Genomic DNA, 16,863 nt, shown 5'->3' on the forward strand with positions numbered 1-16,863 from the left:
GATACAAGCAACTAAAATTAGTGTTTAAAAATTTCTACTCAAATTGGGTCACATTGGGTACTACCATAAGACATTTAAAGCTGATAAATTCTAAGGTATTCAATTAAGGAAAGAATAATAAAAATCATGGTTAAAAAGATACTTAAAGGAATTGGTATAACATTTTTAGTGTTAATTAGCTTATTTGTACTCTTAGCAATTTGGACTGCGAATAAATCCTCTGCTTACAAAGAAACTGCTATTCCTTACCTAAATTCAGCAATTACAGATATCTCTCAATGGGATCCTCAGACTCTCAAAAACTATATGACCCCATCATCAATTGAAAATGCCACAGATGAAGATATTTCTAAAATCATGCGTGCATTCTCAAAGTTGGGCGAATTAAAAGAACTAGGTGAATTTGAATTTATAAATGTTAGCTCTAAAGCTGTTACCGGAGGTGGTTCTGGTACTTATGTTACTTATTTAATTCCAGCTTCATACACGAATGGAGACGCACAAATAACCGTCACGTTAAAAGAAGAAGGTGAGTCATTCTCTATTTATAACTTCAATTTAAATTCGATGGCGCTTATTGATTAAGTTTTATCAAAAATAGCAAGCGCAACTGTTTGTATTTAAATAGTTTATTTTCAAAGGAATGTTTATGTCTAAAATTAAAAAAATAGTGATAGCTGTAGTAATTGTGCTAAGCCTTGGCGCAATTGCTAAACAATACAATGAGTACAATCACACAGAGATGGCAATTAAAGAGTGTGGCAATAAAGACAACATCGCTAAAGTCGACTCTAAAGGTTTTGAGTGTAAAGACTAATAGAGATTAGTAAAACAAATAGTACACCTGAAATTATCATACTTGGTTTAAACAGCAACCTAACCACTCAACAGTAAAATAATCATGCAGGGCTTTTAATAACATAAAGGGAAAGAATTGAAAAAAGAACAAAGCAAGGAAAGTGGTATCTTATATGCTGTATTTACAACCGTTTTATTGTACTTCCTTTTTAAAATTACGTTAATTTTTTCTATGCAGTTAAATTGGCATTCAACCTGTCTAAGCTCACTTTGGGATAATGCCAACTCTGTAGTGACACCTTTTTTAGGGTTTTCCATTGTTGCTGTACTAAGTTGTATCTGGTTTTTTTATTGCGCCATAAAATACAAACAAAAAGCAGGTAAAACGGTATATCTTTTATTAGGCGTAGGAGCTGTGTTCTATTATTTTTGGTTTAGAGGCTTTTACGGTTTTTGGCAGTTATTGAACTACGAGCAAAAAGAAATCACAGTACAAGAGTTTTATGAAAAAACAGGTGGTACAGATAGACTCACGTCGTTGTTTGGTAACCGCCTCAGGCATCATGAATTGTGTAAGTCACTACATGACAAGATTAATTAAAATACAGATGAGACGATTTGTGAGGTACCAATATCGGTTGCTGTAAAAATACACAGCATAGTTATTTCGCTCCCATATTCAAGAAAATTAGCGACGAGCGCATTTTCTTTTTCTGAATACCTTTAGGACTAATTAAAAATACGAGTTGCCGATGCCTTAAGTTATTTGTTACTAATAGATTTATTAATAAATGAGCGTGACATCGGGAGAAAGATTCGTGACGCGCGCACTATGAAATTGTTAAATTCTAGGGAAGAACATGAAGTGTTGGGCGAAAAACGTATCTCCCTGTTGTGACACGCAATCCAGAGAGCATTATATTTCAAAGGGACTTTTCAGCGATAAGAATATTTACGTTGAAAACGCTCCTTTTCTTGGTGGAGTTAGTAAAGAGATTGGAAAGGCTTCTCTAACAAGAAATTGTTTATGCAAGAAGCACAATGAAAGGCTTTCCATATATGATGAGGAAGCGATTCATTATGGAAAATCTCTAAAATATTGCTTAGAGCTATCTCTCAAGAGAAGAAACTCAAACGCAAGAAAGTTCAGTTTGCACACAAAAAGCATCAATAATGATCGTTTCAATCGTTGGTTCATAAAAACTTACTTGGGGTTAGTTGAATTCTTCAGATATGACTCAGCAATAGACAACGATGAATTGGCAAAGCTAGTATATTCAGAAACATCTATTAAGCACTATTTGCATATAGAAGTAGCAATGGCAATGCAAGAGGATGTCCAAATAAAGGAATCTGTATCTTTAGCGCCATTAGAGAAAAATGAGAAGACAATCGGAATGCAAGTTGAGCTATATGGTATCCGACTTAATGGAGTATTCTCAGATAGACCTGAATATGTTCAGAAACCTATAAAAATTAAGTTTAATGAGCATAAACAAGGTCCATCCTGTTTGGTCAAGTTCGTATGAATTTAATAAGGACCAGTATCGGAGCTGCAAACCTGTCACTTAAATTGCTTGGGCAATTACGTGCCAGGTCAACAGGCTGCTGCGGCAGGCGATAAACACAGATGTAAATTTCATCGTGAGTTTCAATAAAGATTTAAAATCTAAACCTAAGAAAAATCGCTTTTTCCTCTTGCGATTTGGTGATGCTGTTCGAGCAGTGAAAGACCTTAATTTAAAGCAGTATGATGATAGCCGCCTAGCAATTCGAATGGAGAATATTGAAGGTGAATTTAAAAATGGATTCCCATTATTTGATCTGGTTCCAGAGGAGGAATTGGCAATATTTACCCTCAGTGAAGATTTATCAACTAAGCCTATACAGAAAGCCTTCATGCTTGCACTATCAAAAGCCAGTAAATTGAAAGTTAAGCCTAAAGACCACATTCACAATTCTTACTTTAGTGTCTATTTCAACTTAGATAATCAGGTGGTAATTATCCGTGTAGATAAAACCTGCAAATTAAAAAGGTATAGGGGTGATGACAAGCTTAAAAACGCTAGGTATGGCGATACCTCTTGTAAAGAGGTTATGTTAGAGTCATTTCGCGTATAACAAACCTTTATAGACGCAAGCGGAGCTTGCTTGGGGTCGCCTTCGGCTCTGATTTTTGTTCATATATGGTCATGCTCAACGTCTGTTCACACTCAATGATAAACTTAAGACCACGAATGGCAAAAGGCCGTCACCTCCTCATATGTTAATTACGTAGCATTAAAATCATCAAACAAACTTTTTCAGCACCATTTCATAGCTTTTCGTTAGTGATCATTTAGCCAAAGGCTCCTGCAAGTCGAACTTCTAACTTCAATGAATAATGGCTCTGCATTGGTGTTACTATTTAATCAAAATTTCATCGTGCCTGAGATTCTCATATTGAATGGCAATCGCCACACGCAAAACTTGCTTTGCTAAATAGACTGGCGTACCTTAACACTGGTACGATGAGTCTATAAGAATAAAAAGGTCAAACGTGACGATTAAACAAGAATCGGTGTTTATTAAACTCGCCGAAAGCCAAACCTTACATTTACGCCGTATCAGTAAGACTGATGCGAAAGGCCCTGCGGTGTTTTTTATGCATGGTGCCGTTGAAAATGGCAAAATCTTTTACACCCACAGCAATAAAGGTTTAGCACCATTTTTAGCTGAGCATGGCTATGTTTGCTATGTGGCAGATTTACGTGGTCGTGGTGAAAGCAAACCCGCGATTTCAAAGCATGCAAAGTATGGTCAAACCGAGGCTATTTTAGAAGATATCCCTGCATTTTTAGATAAAATTAAGCAGCTTGAAGGCGAGCCTGCGCGTTATTGGGTGGCGCACTCATGGGGTGGGGTGTTAATGAACAGTGTGTTTGCCCGTTTTCCTGAGTTGATTGATGATGTGAAAGCCTGCGGCTATTTTGGTTCTAAACGGTCTTTGTATAACCATCACCCAAGCAAGTATATTCAAGGTAATTTGATTTGGTATGGGTTGGCGCCCTTAGTTGCCCGTAAGCATGGCTTTGTGCCGGCTAAAAAGCTGAAATGGGGCAGTGATGATGAAACCCGTAAGTCACATTATCAAAGTATGCAGTGGGCTAAGCGTAAACCTTGGGTCGATACTGACGATGGCTTTGATTACGCTAACGCATTAGCTGATAAGGCACTGCCGCCCATTATGCATGTGGCGGGTGTTAAAGATAAAGCTCTATGCCAGCCGATTGATATTGAAAAATTTATGGAAGAGTCCGGCATCGGTAAGCAAAAAATGACCATTTATGGCCGTAAGTTTGGCCATAAGGTCGATTATGATCACATTAATATGCTTACTCACCCACAGGCGCGTTTTGACCAGTTTTTTGACTTGTTGAACTGGTTTGAGACTCACGCATAAGCGTGTGCATTGCGCTCTCGTAGCGTTTGTATTTCTCTACTGCTTTATCACTTAACGGCTGTCTCACAGCCGTTTTGCTGAGCGTTGCCACCGGTTTTTTTGACTTATAAAAATCTAAAAACTGTGTGCTGTACTCAATGTTTAAGAACTTACACATGGCTGTTAGTGTTTGTTCGCTGTCACTGATAAGTGCTTCATAGCTTAAATCAAAAACCGCCTCTGGCATCACGTTTTGCCAATGCTCCATTAACTGCTGATACAAATCAAAGTACTGTTTAAACTCTGGGAGTGAACAAAAATAAGGTTCGTTTTCAGCAAAATAGTTGCTAAACACCGACCACGCAATTGCATCATATTCGCGCTGCATATTAATAAACTTGGCGTTAGGAAAGAGTAAGTAAATCAATCCAAGTGACTGATAGTTAGCAGGTAGCTTGTTGATCATAAAAGGGCGCACAACTGGCGCTTGTTTTATTCGTTCAATATAAATATTGCGGGCAGTGTTAATTAGCCCTTGGTTTAGCTCTGCTAGGCAATCTGGGTAGGGGAGTTGCGTTTGTTGTTCAAGGTATGCAACAACCTGATTACTGATACTGGCATCTTCGCCAAGGCTGGCAAAGTCATTGTGGCTTGCCAGCATTTGCTCTACCAGCGTTGAGCCACTTCTTGGCATGCCAATTATAAAAATGGGAGTAATTGTACCTGTAAATGTTTTGTCTCTGGCATCAATTAGCTCAGCTGTATTTTGCTCTATGATGCGCTGATAAAAAGGCACTAAGTCATGGGTTTTAAACTGCGTGAGTTTTGTTTGTAGCTTATTAGCAAGACTGAAGTAGTTAAAAGCTTGTTCTGTATCATTTAACTGATCATAGCTTTTACCAAGGGCATAATAACACACCATTTTTAAGCGCAGGTTATTGGTCAAAGTTAAAAACTGGTGTAGCTCATTTATGTAATTTTGTTCGTTGTTAAAGCGCCCAAACTGTACTAGTTCAAATAAAATGTACGCCGTCACTGGGTAATTTTCCATACCGAGTGCATGCTTTAAAATACTGTACGCTTTGTCTAACTCACCATAAGTTAAATAATGTTGGGCAAGATAGTAATGTGGCTCAGGGTTATGGCTGGCAATTGATTTAGCATATTCGAGTACAGTTAAGGCATCTTGCGGTGAATGCACGCCATTAAAAGCATCGGCAAGGGCATGGAGTGGTTCAAGCATGTGCGGTAGTCGTTCACAGGCTCTTTGTAAAAGGTAAACCGCAGCATCATAACGTTCTAAACGCAGTGCAATGCGGCCCAATCCAAATAACGCTTCGCCATTTTCAGGATCTGAATCGAGAATGGTTTTAAAATGAAATTCGGCCTCTTTAAGCTTGTTTTCATTCAGTAGTTGATTCGCTTTTTCTAACAGCATAGGAATGGCGGGTTATTTGTTATTTTTATTTACTATAAAACGAAAAAGGCGAAATGTCTTTCGCCTTGGTTAACTATAAATATCCAGAAAAAATCCGGGGTATCGACTTTCTAGGTTGATTGCTCAACCTAGAAAGCTGTTCTATTTAGAAAGTATACGTAGCTTTCACGTAATAGAAGCCGCCGTTGATACCATATGGCGACGTTTCGTAGTATTTACCACCCCAGTTATTGTTAGGGATGCCAGTACTATCGAAGAAATCAAGTTTCTCTGCTTCTTGGTCGAATAAGTTTGTCGCACCAACAGAGAAGCTGAGCTCTTCAGTTAGGAAGTAAGTCACTTCTGCATCAATCGTTACTGCAGCATCAGCTGTTTTCGCTGTTGCATCGTAATCTACGTGAACGCCTTGGTATTCGCCATAGTAGTTAACACGTGTAAATGCAGAGAAGTTCTCCCATTGTTGTGCCCAGCTAAGTGTTGCACGGTGGTTTGGTAAGTCATTTTCTAAACGGCTTACTTTAAATTCACCAGTAATGTCTGTTGACTTAGTTACTTCAGTGTCGTTCCAGTTGTACGCTAAGCTGAATGTTGAGCTACCGCCTAACAAATCAGTTGAGTAGTTAGCTACTGCATCAATACCTTGCGTTGTTGTATCGAAGTCATTGGTGAAGAAGCTTACTTGCGCTAAGTTTTGTACGTTTGGTACGCCTGCTGCTTCAAGCGTGTCCTTATCTGCTTGACTTAATTCAATTTTATCTGATTGACTGATACGGTCATCTACTTGGATGTTGTAGTAGTCAACTGTGAAGAATAAGTCGCCAAGTGTCCATACTGCACCAAACGTGTAGCTTTGAGACTCTTCAGGTTGTAGCTCTGTACCACCTAATTGCACTGCAATTGGGTTTGTTGGTGGTAAAAGTGCCGAGTCAACAAGTACACCGCTGCTTAGGTTAGTTTGAACGTTACTTACGTTTGCTTGACCAACTGTTGGTGCACGGAAACCTGTACTGATTGAACCACGAATGTTCAAGTCTTCAGTTACGTGGTATTGACCCGTTAACTTGTAGTTAGTTGTTGAACCAAATGAATCATAATCTTCATAACGTAGTGCTAAGCCCATTAAGAAGTCTTCTGTGAATGGTGCTTCAACATCAACGTATGCAGCATAGTTACGACGTGTATACTCGCCCGCATCAGATGGTTTGAAACCAGGGAAACCATTTGAACCGATACCAAAACCTTGTTCTGTTAGTGGGCCAGCTGTGAAAGACGCTTCGTCACCAGAAACAACTGTGAATGTTTCTTCGTGCCATTCTAGACCACCGGCAACGTTTACATCGTAAGCTAAACCAAAGTCAAAACCTTTTGATAAATCTGCGTTAAAGTTTTTCTCTAACTGTGAGTATTTACCTGGGCTGAAATCGCGCGGGCTTTCTGGGCCTAATGAAGCATTGATTGTGTCATAGATGAAGTAACGCGATTCGTTGTAACCAACTGTACCGCTTAAGTCATAGTATGCACCTTCAAGGAAACCAGATGTGATTTCACCTTTAGTACCAATTGTTAATGCTGTATCAGTGATGTTACCACCGAAGTTAGGTGTAAAACCGCCCGGAAGCATTTCGTTAAACGCAAAACAGTCTGGGTTGTTAGCAACTTCATCGATGTATCTTTGGTTATCTAAAACGTTATCATCAATCATGATATCGGTAGGACAGTTACCGCTCATATCGCCAGTTAAATCACCAACAAGCAGTGTTTCACCGCCGTCATTTGAGTAAACACCTGGGCGAGTGTGTGGGTTACGATAGTAGAAACCACCACGTACATCACGCTCAGAGTAGTTACCAAACATGTAGAATTCAGATGAATTACTTAACTCAAGACCGATGTTACCAAAGATAGTAATATCATCATCAACTTCTGGTGCACCCCAAACTTGTGCTAACGAAGATACTTCAGGCACACCTGCGGCATCTAGTGCGGCTGCATCAGGGCGTTGTACTGAGCGGCTAGTCGCATCAGCTGTTTTATATTGGAAGCTTAAGTTAGCAAAACCACTATCGGTAAACGGTAGACCCACGTTACCAGAAATTTGCGTAGTATCGCCATCGCCTTCGTAGTATTCACCTTGACGTATTTCGAATGAGCCGCCTTCAGAGGCATCTTTTAATACAAAGTTCATTACACCCGCGATTGCATCAGAACCATACTGTGCAGCAGCACCATCACGAAGTACTTCTACTTGCTTTAAGGCAATACTTGGAATAACAGAGATATCGGCACCTTGAGCACCATCATTAATACCACCGCCTAAGAAAGCGATAACAGATGCACGGTGACGGCGTTTACCATTAACAAGTACTAAAGTACTGTCAGAAGGAAGGCCACGTAAGTTAGCTGGGCGAACAAGTGACGCAGCATCACTAATTGGGTTTTGGTGAACGTTAAAAGAAGGAACGGAGCCTTTTAAAAGCTCAAGCATATCGGTGTTACCACCTTTATCTAGCTCTTCACCACCAATGATATCAATGGGTACTGGTGAATCACCGATTGAACGTGGTGCTGAACGAGTACCCACCACGGCAATTTTCTCTACATTTTTGTTAACTTTCGTCTCTTCAGCTGCTTGCTCTGCAGCAACAACCGAACCCGACACAAACAGGCCTGCTGTTGTTGTCGCTAAAGCAAATTTAATTGCTTGTTGTAGCGCATTATTTTTGAATTTCATTCCGACTTCCCCAGTTAGAATAGTTATGATTATGTCACCAAATAAAGTATTAGAACTTGGTGTAAATCTCTTATACATCCTGTAAATAATTTTTGCAAATTGTTAATTTTATGTTGTTTTGTGGGTGTTTCTTTGTTTTTTGTCGTTCTTTTGTGGATTATCTTATTGAAAGTAAAGAGGATAATTTATTCTCGATATTGGATTTTAGCGTAAGAAAATATATAAATTATGCAAAAATAATTAGATAGAAGGCTTTTTTGGATGGTTTTTGAACGGTTTTTGATTTGGAACGGTCTATTAAGCTTGTTGCAAATTATTGCTTAACCGCCATTGTTGCAGTTTTTCTCGGTATTCATCCCATACACATGGGCAACAGCTACCACCTCCACAACACTCATCTGAAGCTGGTTTTTTGGGTTTTGGCTCAGCTTGTTGTTTAGGTTGGTTCATTTTTAATACTGAAAAATAGTTACGAATAGAGTATTAAGGATAAAGTAAAATCTAATATAAGTAAATTATGCTTTGTGAACGTCGCATGCTGTGTGAAAATAACTAAATGCGATTATATAAAGTTATTCATCGAGCCCCATTTCGAGTGGCTAAAATTACCAAAAAGCGTCAAACATTACGTTTTAAGCGCGCTATGGTAGCACTCAAAATCGCACTTGCCCAAGAAAAGCAAGAAACAAAAGAAATGCTTCATATTTATAGGCGATACACCCAAGGCCAAGCTACTAAAGAAGAGTTACATACTGCTAATGAGCAATTTTTAGATATCTTAAAAGGGCTTGGTTTAGGTGTGTTTGCAGTTTTACCCTTTGCACCTATTACCATTCCTTTGGTTGTAAAGCTGGGGCAATGGGTTGGTGTCGATGTGCTACCTAGTTCATTCAATATTAATAAGTCAATTAAAGAGCTAGATCAACAAGTAGCAAAAGAAGAAAAAGAGAAACAAAACAAAGACTGATTAGGTTTTTTATCTGATTTTGCCTATACCTTTTGTATCAAGATATTGGTATGCTTAAATACCTTTTCTTTATATCGAGTCGTTTAATGAGTTCATTAATTCGCCATTCTTCTTCGGGAATTCCCCTGTCATTTATTGCTAAAGCTGACCTATCAACGTGGTTAACCGAGCAGCCGCAAGCCTTACAAAATTGGCTAACAAATTGTGATTTTAAAAACAAAGGCATGGCCTTAGTTGCTAATAATGAAACCGGCTCACTTGAGCATGTTTATTGTCTGGTAAATGATTTACAAGACTTTTGGTTAGCAGGTGACTTATCAACAAAATTGCCTGCAGGTTGTTACCAAATACAAGGTGATGAAAAGTTTGTAGAGCAAGTAACACTGGGCTTTGTGTTAGGTGGTTACGAGTTTAGTGAATATAAAGAAAAACCTTCGCCACGCGCTACCCTTGCCATTAAAGACGAATCGTTAGTAAAGCGTTTATCTCAGTATGCAAGTGCTATTAATTTAGTGCGTGATTTAGTGAATACGCCTGCTGCGGATATGATGCCGCAGCATTTATCACAAGTAATGGCTGATTTAGCTGATACCTTTGATGGTGAGTTCAGTGAGTGGGTGGGTGATGAATTATTAGAGCAAAACTACCCAACGATTCATATGGTTGGTCGTGCGTCTGAGAATAAACCTCGCTTACTTGATCTACGTTGGGGCGCAAAAGATGCACCGCAAATTACCTTAGTCGGTAAAGGCGTGTGTTTTGATTCTGGCGGTTTAGATTTGAAACCAAGCTCAGGTATGCGCAACATGAAAAAAGACATGGGCGGTGCGGCACATGTTATTGGCCTTGCGCAGTTAATTATGGCTGCCAACTTACCAATTCGCTTACGTGTTCTGGTACCTGCGGTTGAAAATGCGGTTTCTCGAAATGCATTTAGACCGGGTGATGTGATAAAAACTCGCAAAGGGATCACAGTAGAAATTGATAACACGGACGCTGAGGGCCGTTTAGTGCTGTGTGATGCACTTGCTGAAGCGCAAAATGATAACCCCGATCTTATCGTTGATTTTGCAACCTTAACTGGTGCTTGTCGTGTAGCCCTAGGTACAGAATTACCTGGCTTTTTCGCAAATAACCGTGAAGTGGCTAATAAACTGATGGATGCAGGCGAAAGCTGTCATGATCCTGTATGGCAACTGCCGTTATTTGATCAATACAAAGCATTATTAAAAAGTGACGTAGCAGATATTGCTAATTGTGCTTCCACTCCATTTGGTGGTGCGATCACCGCGGCACTTTACTTAAAAGAGTTCGTCGAGCCAAGTACGCCATGGGTGCACTTTGATGTGATGGCCTGGAACTTACGTGCATTACCGGGTCGTCCTGCAGGCGGTGAGGCACTGGGTATTCGTGCTGTGTTCAACTACCTACAAGATCGCTTCCAATAAGTTAAAGCTGGTAAAGCTCTAACGGTAAATCATCGGGATCGGCAAAAAACGTAAATTGCTTCCCGGTGATTTCATCCACTCTTATTTCTTCAACCGAAATGCCTTGTTGTTCTAAATAATGCTTAGATTTTGCAATATCGGCGACTTTAAACGCCAAATGGCGTAGCCCTTGTGCTTCTGGATAGCTTGGTCTCGGTGGCGCTCCAGGAAACGAAAAAAGCTCTATTTGGCTGCCATCAGGAAGTGCTAAATCTAATTTATACGAGTCACGTTCAGCGCGGTATTGTTCGTGAATGATTGGTAGCTTTAATATTTCATTATAAAAATGCTTTGATTTTTCATAGTTGCTACAGATGATTGCAGCATGATGTATGCCTAATAGATCCATAAATTAATCCTTTTATGCCCATAAAAAAACGCGGACTCAGCCGCGCTTCTCTATAAATGATAGGGGTATTACTGTGCCGCTTTACATGCTGCAACAGCCGGTGCAACAAGTTCAAGACCTGTTTTATCACACTCAGGTAGAGCTGCATCAGAAACCGCGATAGGTGTTACACGCTCGCCCCATTTAATGTAACTCGCCGCCCAAGTTAAACCAGCACCAAAGGCTGCTGACATAATGTTTGAGTTAGGTTTGATAAGGCCTTGCTCAACCGCTTCACAAATGGCAATCGCAATTGTTGCAGCAGACGTATTACCGTAATCGGCAATGTTCACCATTACTTTTTCGTCAGCTACTTTCAAACGTTGCTGAATAGCTTGGATAATACGTAAATTGGCTTGGTGAGGAACTAATACGTCAATGTCATCAAGCTCTAACTGCGCTTGGTTCAGAACGTCGTCACAAGCTTCGCTCATCCCTTTAACAGCACGTTTGAAGATTTCGCGACCTTCGAATAATAAGTTAGAAGGGCCAATTGGCTCGTACTTATTTAAATCGCTACCGAAGTTTTCGATATGCAGAATGTCGCGATCTTCACTGTCGCAACCTGTTTTAGTGGCAAGTAAACCTGATGGTGTGTCTGAGGCTTCTAATACCACGGCACCAGCACCATCACCGAATAATACAGCACTGTCGCGACGTGCCCAGTTGATGTACCACGTCATACGTTCAGCGGCAATAACGACTGCTTTTTTGATCATACCTGCACGAATTTGTGCCGTTGCTGCTTGTAATGCATATAAAAAGCCTGAACATGCAGCGTTTGTGTCCATTGCTGCAGCGCCAACCGCGCCAATGTTTTTTTGCACTAAAGAGGCCGTATTTGCCACCATAGTTGATGGTGTACAAGTCGCAAGAAGTACAAGATCAATGTCTTTACCATCAACACCAGCACAAGCAAGCGCTTGCTTTGCGGCAACGGTCGCTAAATCGGCAGTAGAAACATGGCTGACACGGCGAGATTTGATGCCTGTACGTGTTGTGATCCATTCGTCATTGGTATCAACAATATTGCTAATTTCATCATTGCTGATGCTTGCTGGTGGTATACATTTACCCCAGCCAGTAATTTGGGCATAAGACATAATGTGTTCTCTTTATGTGGTCAGACTTGTTAAATTTTCCCGAAGTTATATCAAAATTCACTTGTTAACACTAGTTCATTGCCGCGCTATGTCGTAAATAATGGCATTTACTCAGTATTTAAGTTAAACCTAGTATAAAAAAGAGGCGATTATGAAAAAAATAAATCTAAAAATAAGCACATTATCGGTACTATCTTTGTTATCTACGTTTGTGGTTAATGCACAAACCACCCTTATTCATGCAGGAAAGGTACTTGTTGGCACTGAACAGAGTGTTAAAGAGCAGCAAACGTTGGTTATTGAAGGTAATAAAATTGCTGCAATAAAAGCTGGTTTCCTAACAAAGCAGCAATTAAACCTCAGTGATGCAGATGTTTTTGATTTAAAAAATCAGATGGTCTTGCCGGGTCTGATTGATATGCACGTTCATGTTACCTTTGAGCGAGATGTAAAGCGTAACCCACATCAATGGGTCACTGAATACGAAGCCGATTATGCACTACGTTCTTTAAAGTTCTTAAAACACACGGTTAATGCGGGTTTTACCTCTGTGCGCGACCTAGGTAGCAGTTATCAAGTTATCTTCCCATTAAAGCGAGCGGTTGAGCGTGGCGACATTGTTGGCCCGCGCATTTTTGCAGCAGGTGATATGATCACACCGACCGGCGGCCACGCTGACATGCATGGCTATCGCCGTGATATTACCAAAGCGACAGAGGGTGGGGGATTAGGTGTGTGTGATGGTGCTGACGATTGTACTCGTGCGGTACGCGATGTAATTAAAAGTGGTGCCGATGTGATCAAAATTACGGCAACAGGGGGTGTTTTAAGTAATACAGCGGCCGGGGTTAATCAGCAATTTACTGATGAAGAACTCAGTGCCATTGTTAACACTGCTCATCATTTAGGCCGAAAAGTCACCGCTCATGCTCATGGCACAGAAGGTATAAAAGCAGCTCTCAGAGCGGGTGTTGATTCAATCGAACATGGCTCTTTTTTAGATAAAGACACAGTTAAATTATTTAAAAAGCAAGACGCGTATTTAGTTCCAACCTTACTCGCTGGCGCGACAGTAAAAGAAGAAGTGCTAAATAACCCTAATATGCCAAAAGCTATTGCTGAGAAGGTTGAATTTGTGGCGCCAAAAATGGAAGAGTCGTTTAAATTAGCATTAAAAAATAACGTGAAAATAGCCTTCGGCACCGACTCAGGCGTATCTAAACATGGTGATAATGCCAAGGAGTTTGAGTTATTAGTTAATTATGGCATGACGCCTAAGCAAGCAATTAAATCAGCCACAGTTGAAGCTGCTAAACTATTAGGTCAAAGTGATAACCTCGGTGACTTGAGTGTTGGTAAACAAGCAGATATTATCAGCGTGAATATGAATGTACTTGATAACATTAGTGAACTTAGTCAGGTTCAGTTTGTTATGAAGGGCGGTAAAGTGCTCAAACAGTAAGGGTTACTATGGGCGGTAAAATTAAAGAGACGTTGTTTAATCATTTAATTGATGCTGAGCGGCAGCTACTTGAGCCAGAAGTTCGGCAATCTGCTGAAGCGCTTGATGCATTACTTGATGATGATTTTATTGAAATAGCTGCTGATGGTACGTCTTTTAATAAGTTCCAAGTGTTAACCCGTCTGCCAACTGAGGTAGTACCGCAGTTTTATAATCAACACTTTAAAGGTCGAATGCTCAGTGATGATATTGCACAGCTGAGCTATCAAGCAGCCTTTAGACGTTCTGCGCGGTCAGAGTTTAATTACTCCATTCGTATGTCACTGTGGCGTTTTAATGGTAAACAATGGCAAATGGTGTTTCATCAAGGAACGCCTTGTGCTGTTTTTACAATTTCAATGGACGATGATTAAGTTTTAAAGAGTCCGTTATGCAAACCGATCCGGCGATTAGTCGCCTACTAATTTTAAGAAGCGCCGCAATCGCCGTACAATTTGTCGCTGTTATTGCGGTGTACTTTCTATTTGAATACCAAATCCCCTTACTGCCTTTACTTGCTGTTATTTGTGTTGAAGCAATCTTTCAGCTGTTAAGTATATTCGCTTATAGAAAAGTAACCAAAGCCAGACCAGCCGCTGTACTGATGCAGCTGACAGCCGATTTACTGTTTTTAACGATTTTGCTGTCATTAAGTGGCGGGGCTACCAATGCATTTGTGTCGTTATTACTGTTACCGATAATGATCGCTGCGGTCTCTGTTAATGCGAAAGGGCTTGCTTATACCGCAGTGCTGGCAATCGCCGCTTATAGCTTTTTACTGATAAATATGCCTGAGCACACCATGCACCAAATGCAGATGACGCATCATTTTATTGGTATGTGGATTAACTTTGTTATTAGCGCCATTGTTATTGCTTTTGTTATTGGTACATTAAACAGTACATTGAGAGCAAGAGAAGCCACCATTGCACGAACTCGTGAGCAACAATTAAGGCATGAGCAATTATTAACGCTTGATGGCGCTGCTGCACAAGTAACGCACCAACTTGCAACGCCTATCGCAAACTTACAGCTGTTATTTGAAGAACTGAAAGAACAACAAGCTGATGACCCCATTGTACAAGAAATGGCTAAGCCATTAGCCCAGTGTAAAGAACAGCTTGCTCATTTTAGGTCGCTTTCAAATGCCTTAAGGACCGGTCAAACACGGCAAGTGATCAGCGCTGAAACACTACAAAGCACCATTCAAGATGCGATGACACTGCATTTTCCAGAGCAAAACTTACAGTGGCTAAATAACGCCCCTGATTGTTCGATTTTAAGTGATGCCATGCTGTTACCGGCTATTTTAAACTTGCTGCAAAACGCCGTATCGGCGAATAACCATAATCAGCAATACTGCGTAGAAGCTAAGTGGCAAATAGATCAGCAAACAGTTTCATTGTCGTTACGTGATTTCGGTCAAGGCTTTAGCGAACAACAAATGGCATCATTAGGTGGCCAACTCATGCCAAGTAACAATGGTATGGGGATGGCAGTTATGCTTTCGAATGTGACTTTAGAGCGCTTAAATGGCTCATTAACACTAAGCAATCACCCACAGCAAGGTGCAATTGCGATGGTTAGTTTAAAAATTGTATGAAACTTTTAATTATTGAAGACGATGTAAATCTTGCCAGCACACTGGCAAGGCGTTTTACAAAACAAGGCTTTATATGTTCACTCGCTCATAACGCTGAGCAAGCTTTACAGCATATAACCACTTTTGAGGCGAGCCATTTTCTGGTGGATTTAAAACTCGGGGATGATAACGGCCTTGCGCTAATTAAACCCTTAAGAGAACAATTTCCTTCAGCTCGTATTGTGTTACTCACTGGGTTTGCCAGTATTGCCAGTGCAGTCGAAGCCATACGATTAGGTGCTGACGACTATTTACCAAAACCTGTCGATTTTAATTCACTTTTAAAAACAATCTTGGGAGACGCCGAGGTAAACCTATCACTTGAAGAATCAAAGCCAAACAAAATTATGTCGCCAGAGCGCCTTGAGTGGGAGCATATCCAACATGTTTTGCACAGTAACGATGGTAATATTTCCGAAACTGCGCGCCAACTGAATATGCACAGAAGAACATTACAGCGTAAATTACAGAAAAAACCAGTTAAGCAGTAAAGTGATTATTAACGTAAGTAAAATAATTAGAAGGCGTAAATCAGTACAGGATTGAATTCTAAATAGGTACAAAATTACGTGTTTTAAATTTGCTGCATCGCTGATCCTTAACTAAAGTCATGTTAAACCTAATCGTTGTATGAGTCTGGTGTATGCATTTTTATCAACTTAACTTTTTCGCAATTTTTTTTGCAGGTCTTGCTTCATTCTTATTGGGAATTGTCTGGTATTCACCTTGGTTATTTAAGCGTATTTGGATGGAGAGCTGTGGTCTAACAGAGTTAGATTTGCAACAAATTAATCCATTTAAAGTTTTTGGTAGCAGTTTAATATTATGCTGTTTGATCTCATTTAGCTTTTCATTATTTGTTGGGCCCAATGTTGCTGTTGGGGTAGCTGTTGGTACAGGTTTTATAATTGGTTTATGTTGGGTAAGCCTTGCTATAGGCATAGGCTACATATTCGAGCAGCGGCCGTTAAAACTGTTTTTGGTAAATTCAGGTTATGCTATTTTACAATTTTCATTAATTGGCTTGGTTTTGGGTCTCTGGTCATAGCGTGATAGCATGTACTTTTTGAAATAATAAATGGATTAATGGCAAAACCAAATAAAAAAGGGCCAACTAAAACGGTCGATATTTTTTGTTCACAATGTAAAACGCAGTTATTTAAATACCGTAAAGGTGGAAAAGGCGCGTTGGTTAAATGCTTTGTTGAACGGATTAGCCAAGATTTTACCAATGACACCGGTATTTGCCCTGACTGCCAACGCCCATTTGCCCGCCAGACCATGATCCGTGGTACTCCAGCTTTAAAAATAATCGGTGGTAAGGTGACACATAAATAGAATTAGAATACGGACATTTATCCTCGTTTCTTACTCATGCTCTGATACT

At 40.1% G+C, this 16,863-nt stretch carries 19 protein-coding genes; 14 read left to right on the top strand and 5 right to left on the bottom strand.

Annotated features, from left to right (window positions below; translation table 11 throughout):
* The first annotated feature begins 126 nt into the window (after positions 1–126).
* From JIG37_RS11715 to JIG37_RS11740, 6 genes are all read left to right on the top strand, one after another.
* Entirely contained in the window at positions 127–585 is a 459-nt protein-coding gene (locus JIG37_RS11715) for a hypothetical protein (RefSeq protein WP_055021640.1), read from the top strand.
* A 64-nt stretch (positions 586–649) separates the two neighbouring features.
* Positions 650–817 carry a hypothetical protein gene (locus JIG37_RS11720; RefSeq protein ID WP_199529421.1) on the top strand — a complete coding sequence of 56 codons (168 nt, stop codon included), beginning with the start codon at positions 650–652 and terminating at the stop codon, positions 815–817.
* 117 nt (positions 818–934) lie between these two features.
* On the top strand, positions 935–1,399 hold the full coding sequence (locus tag JIG37_RS11725) for a hypothetical protein (protein ID WP_199529422.1): 465 nt from the start codon (positions 935–937) through the stop codon (positions 1,397–1,399).
* A gap of 259 nt (positions 1,400–1,658) precedes the next feature.
* Positions 1,659–2,327, top strand: a complete 669-nt coding sequence (locus JIG37_RS11730) for a hypothetical protein (RefSeq protein ID WP_199529423.1) — start codon at positions 1,659–1,661, stop codon at positions 2,325–2,327.
* 115 nt (positions 2,328–2,442) lie between these two features.
* Complete coding sequence (locus JIG37_RS11735) at positions 2,443–2,919, top strand: hypothetical protein (RefSeq protein ID WP_199529424.1); 477 nt, start codon at positions 2,443–2,445, stop codon at positions 2,917–2,919.
* A gap of 418 nt (positions 2,920–3,337) precedes the next feature.
* Positions 3,338–4,240 (top strand): alpha/beta fold hydrolase, encoded by a 903-nt coding sequence (locus tag JIG37_RS11740; protein WP_199529425.1) that lies wholly within the window; start codon positions 3,338–3,340, stop codon positions 4,238–4,240.
* Here JIG37_RS11740 and JIG37_RS11745 read toward each other — a convergent pair.
* From JIG37_RS11745 to JIG37_RS11755, 3 genes are all read right to left on the bottom strand, one after another.
* On the bottom strand, positions 4,173–5,657 hold the full coding sequence (locus JIG37_RS11745) for a sulfotransferase (RefSeq protein ID WP_199529426.1): 1,485 nt from the start codon (positions 5,655–5,657) through the stop codon (positions 4,173–4,175). The two genes, JIG37_RS11740 and JIG37_RS11745, sit on opposite strands and share 68 nt — an antisense overlap.
* 145 nt (positions 5,658–5,802) lie before the next feature.
* The gene (locus JIG37_RS11750) at positions 5,803–8,388 is read right to left on the bottom strand and encodes a TonB-dependent receptor (RefSeq protein WP_199529427.1); all 2,586 of its coding nucleotides are present in this window, start codon (positions 8,386–8,388) and stop codon (positions 5,803–5,805) included.
* Positions 8,389–8,685: 297 nt separating this feature from the next.
* Entirely contained in the window at positions 8,686–8,838 is a 153-nt protein-coding gene (locus JIG37_RS11755) for an oxidoreductase-like domain-containing protein (protein ID WP_082389209.1), read from the bottom strand.
* 106 nt (positions 8,839–8,944) lie between these two features.
* Here JIG37_RS11755 and JIG37_RS11760 point away from each other — a divergent pair, with 106 nt between their 5' ends.
* Both JIG37_RS11760 and JIG37_RS11765 read left to right on the top strand, forming a co-directional pair.
* Positions 8,945–9,355, top strand: a complete 411-nt coding sequence (locus tag JIG37_RS11760) for a hypothetical protein (RefSeq protein WP_054552118.1) — start codon at positions 8,945–8,947, stop codon at positions 9,353–9,355.
* An 86-nt stretch (positions 9,356–9,441) separates the two neighbouring features.
* The gene (locus tag JIG37_RS11765; RefSeq protein ID WP_138617398.1) at positions 9,442–10,803 is read left to right on the top strand and encodes a leucyl aminopeptidase family protein; all 1,362 of its coding nucleotides are present in this window, start codon (positions 9,442–9,444) and stop codon (positions 10,801–10,803) included.
* A gap of 1 nt (position 10,804) precedes the next feature.
* Here JIG37_RS11765 and JIG37_RS11770 read toward each other — a convergent pair whose 3' ends face one another.
* Both JIG37_RS11770 and JIG37_RS11775 read right to left on the bottom strand, forming a co-directional pair.
* Positions 10,805–11,191 (bottom strand): VOC family protein, encoded by a 387-nt coding sequence (locus tag JIG37_RS11770; RefSeq protein WP_138617396.1) that lies wholly within the window; start codon positions 11,189–11,191, stop codon positions 10,805–10,807.
* Between the two features lie 68 nt (positions 11,192–11,259).
* A complete protein-coding gene (locus tag JIG37_RS11775; RefSeq protein ID WP_166340915.1) occupies positions 11,260–12,333 on the bottom strand; it encodes a ketoacyl-ACP synthase III in 1,074 nt (357 codons plus the stop codon).
* Between the two features lie 160 nt (positions 12,334–12,493).
* On the opposite strand from JIG37_RS11775, the gene JIG37_RS11780 reads away from it, so the two are divergent.
* The 6 genes from JIG37_RS11780 (at position 12,494) to JIG37_RS11805 (ending at position 16,814) form a co-directional block, all read left to right on the top strand.
* Positions 12,494–13,795, top strand: coding sequence for an amidohydrolase family protein (locus tag JIG37_RS11780; protein ID WP_348535081.1), 1,302 nt, complete (start codon positions 12,494–12,496; stop codon positions 13,793–13,795).
* 8 nt (positions 13,796–13,803) lie between these two features.
* Complete coding sequence (locus tag JIG37_RS11785) at positions 13,804–14,208, top strand: DUF4440 domain-containing protein (RefSeq protein ID WP_054552122.1); 405 nt, start codon at positions 13,804–13,806, stop codon at positions 14,206–14,208.
* Positions 14,209–14,225: 17 nt separating this feature from the next.
* Positions 14,226–15,437 carry an ATP-binding protein gene (locus tag JIG37_RS11790; RefSeq protein WP_199529429.1) on the top strand — a complete coding sequence of 404 codons (1,212 nt, stop codon included), beginning with the start codon at positions 14,226–14,228 and terminating at the stop codon, positions 15,435–15,437.
* Entirely contained in the window at positions 15,434–15,967 is a 534-nt protein-coding gene (locus JIG37_RS11795) for a response regulator (RefSeq protein WP_199529430.1), read from the top strand. The genes JIG37_RS11790 and JIG37_RS11795 overlap by 4 nt, the downstream gene beginning before the upstream one ends.
* A 152-nt stretch (positions 15,968–16,119) precedes the next feature.
* Positions 16,120–16,524 carry a DUF1761 domain-containing protein gene (locus tag JIG37_RS11800; RefSeq protein WP_054552125.1) on the top strand — a complete coding sequence of 135 codons (405 nt, stop codon included), beginning with the start codon at positions 16,120–16,122 and terminating at the stop codon, positions 16,522–16,524.
* Positions 16,525–16,562: 38 nt separating this feature from the next.
* The gene (locus JIG37_RS11805) at positions 16,563–16,814 is read left to right on the top strand and encodes a hypothetical protein (protein ID WP_054552126.1); all 252 of its coding nucleotides are present in this window, start codon (positions 16,563–16,565) and stop codon (positions 16,812–16,814) included.
* Positions 16,815–16,863 lie beyond the last annotated feature (49 nt).

Source organism: Pseudoalteromonas sp. bablab_jr010 (assembly GCF_016464105.1).
GTDB lineage: Bacteria > Pseudomonadota > Gammaproteobacteria > Enterobacterales > Alteromonadaceae > Pseudoalteromonas > Pseudoalteromonas simplex.

Coding starts and splice junctions, on each gene's coding strand:
- JIG37_RS11715 (WP_055021640.1), top strand. CDS start 127: ATGGTTAAAAAGATACTTAAAGGAATTGGTATAACATTTTTAGTGTTA.
- JIG37_RS11720 (WP_199529421.1), top strand. CDS start 650: ATGTCTAAAATTAAAAAAATAGTGATAGCTGTAGTAATTGTGCTAAGC.
- JIG37_RS11730 (WP_199529423.1), top strand. CDS start 1,659: ATGAAGTGTTGGGCGAAAAACGTATCTCCCTGTTGTGACACGCAATCC.
- JIG37_RS11745 (WP_199529426.1), bottom strand. CDS start 5,657: ATGCTGTTAGAAAAAGCGAATCAACTACTGAATGAAAACAAGCTTAAA.
- JIG37_RS11750 (WP_199529427.1), bottom strand. CDS start 8,388: ATGAAATTCAAAAATAATGCGCTACAACAAGCAATTAAATTTGCTTTA.
- JIG37_RS11755 (WP_082389209.1), bottom strand. CDS start 8,838: ATGAACCAACCTAAACAACAAGCTGAGCCAAAACCCAAAAAACCAGCT.
- JIG37_RS11760 (WP_054552118.1), top strand. CDS start 8,945: ATGCGATTATATAAAGTTATTCATCGAGCCCCATTTCGAGTGGCTAAA.
- JIG37_RS11765 (WP_138617398.1), top strand. CDS start 9,442: ATGAGTTCATTAATTCGCCATTCTTCTTCGGGAATTCCCCTGTCATTT.
- JIG37_RS11770 (WP_138617396.1), bottom strand. CDS start 11,191: ATGGATCTATTAGGCATACATCATGCTGCAATCATCTGTAGCAACTAT.
- JIG37_RS11775 (WP_166340915.1), bottom strand. CDS start 12,333: ATGTCTTATGCCCAAATTACTGGCTGGGGTAAATGTATACCACCAGCA.
- JIG37_RS11785 (WP_054552122.1), top strand. CDS start 13,804: ATGGGCGGTAAAATTAAAGAGACGTTGTTTAATCATTTAATTGATGCT.
- JIG37_RS11790 (WP_199529429.1), top strand. CDS start 14,226: ATGCAAACCGATCCGGCGATTAGTCGCCTACTAATTTTAAGAAGCGCC.
- JIG37_RS11795 (WP_199529430.1), top strand. CDS start 15,434: ATGAAACTTTTAATTATTGAAGACGATGTAAATCTTGCCAGCACACTG.
- JIG37_RS11800 (WP_054552125.1), top strand. CDS start 16,120: ATGCATTTTTATCAACTTAACTTTTTCGCAATTTTTTTTGCAGGTCTT.
- JIG37_RS11805 (WP_054552126.1), top strand. CDS start 16,563: ATGGCAAAACCAAATAAAAAAGGGCCAACTAAAACGGTCGATATTTTT.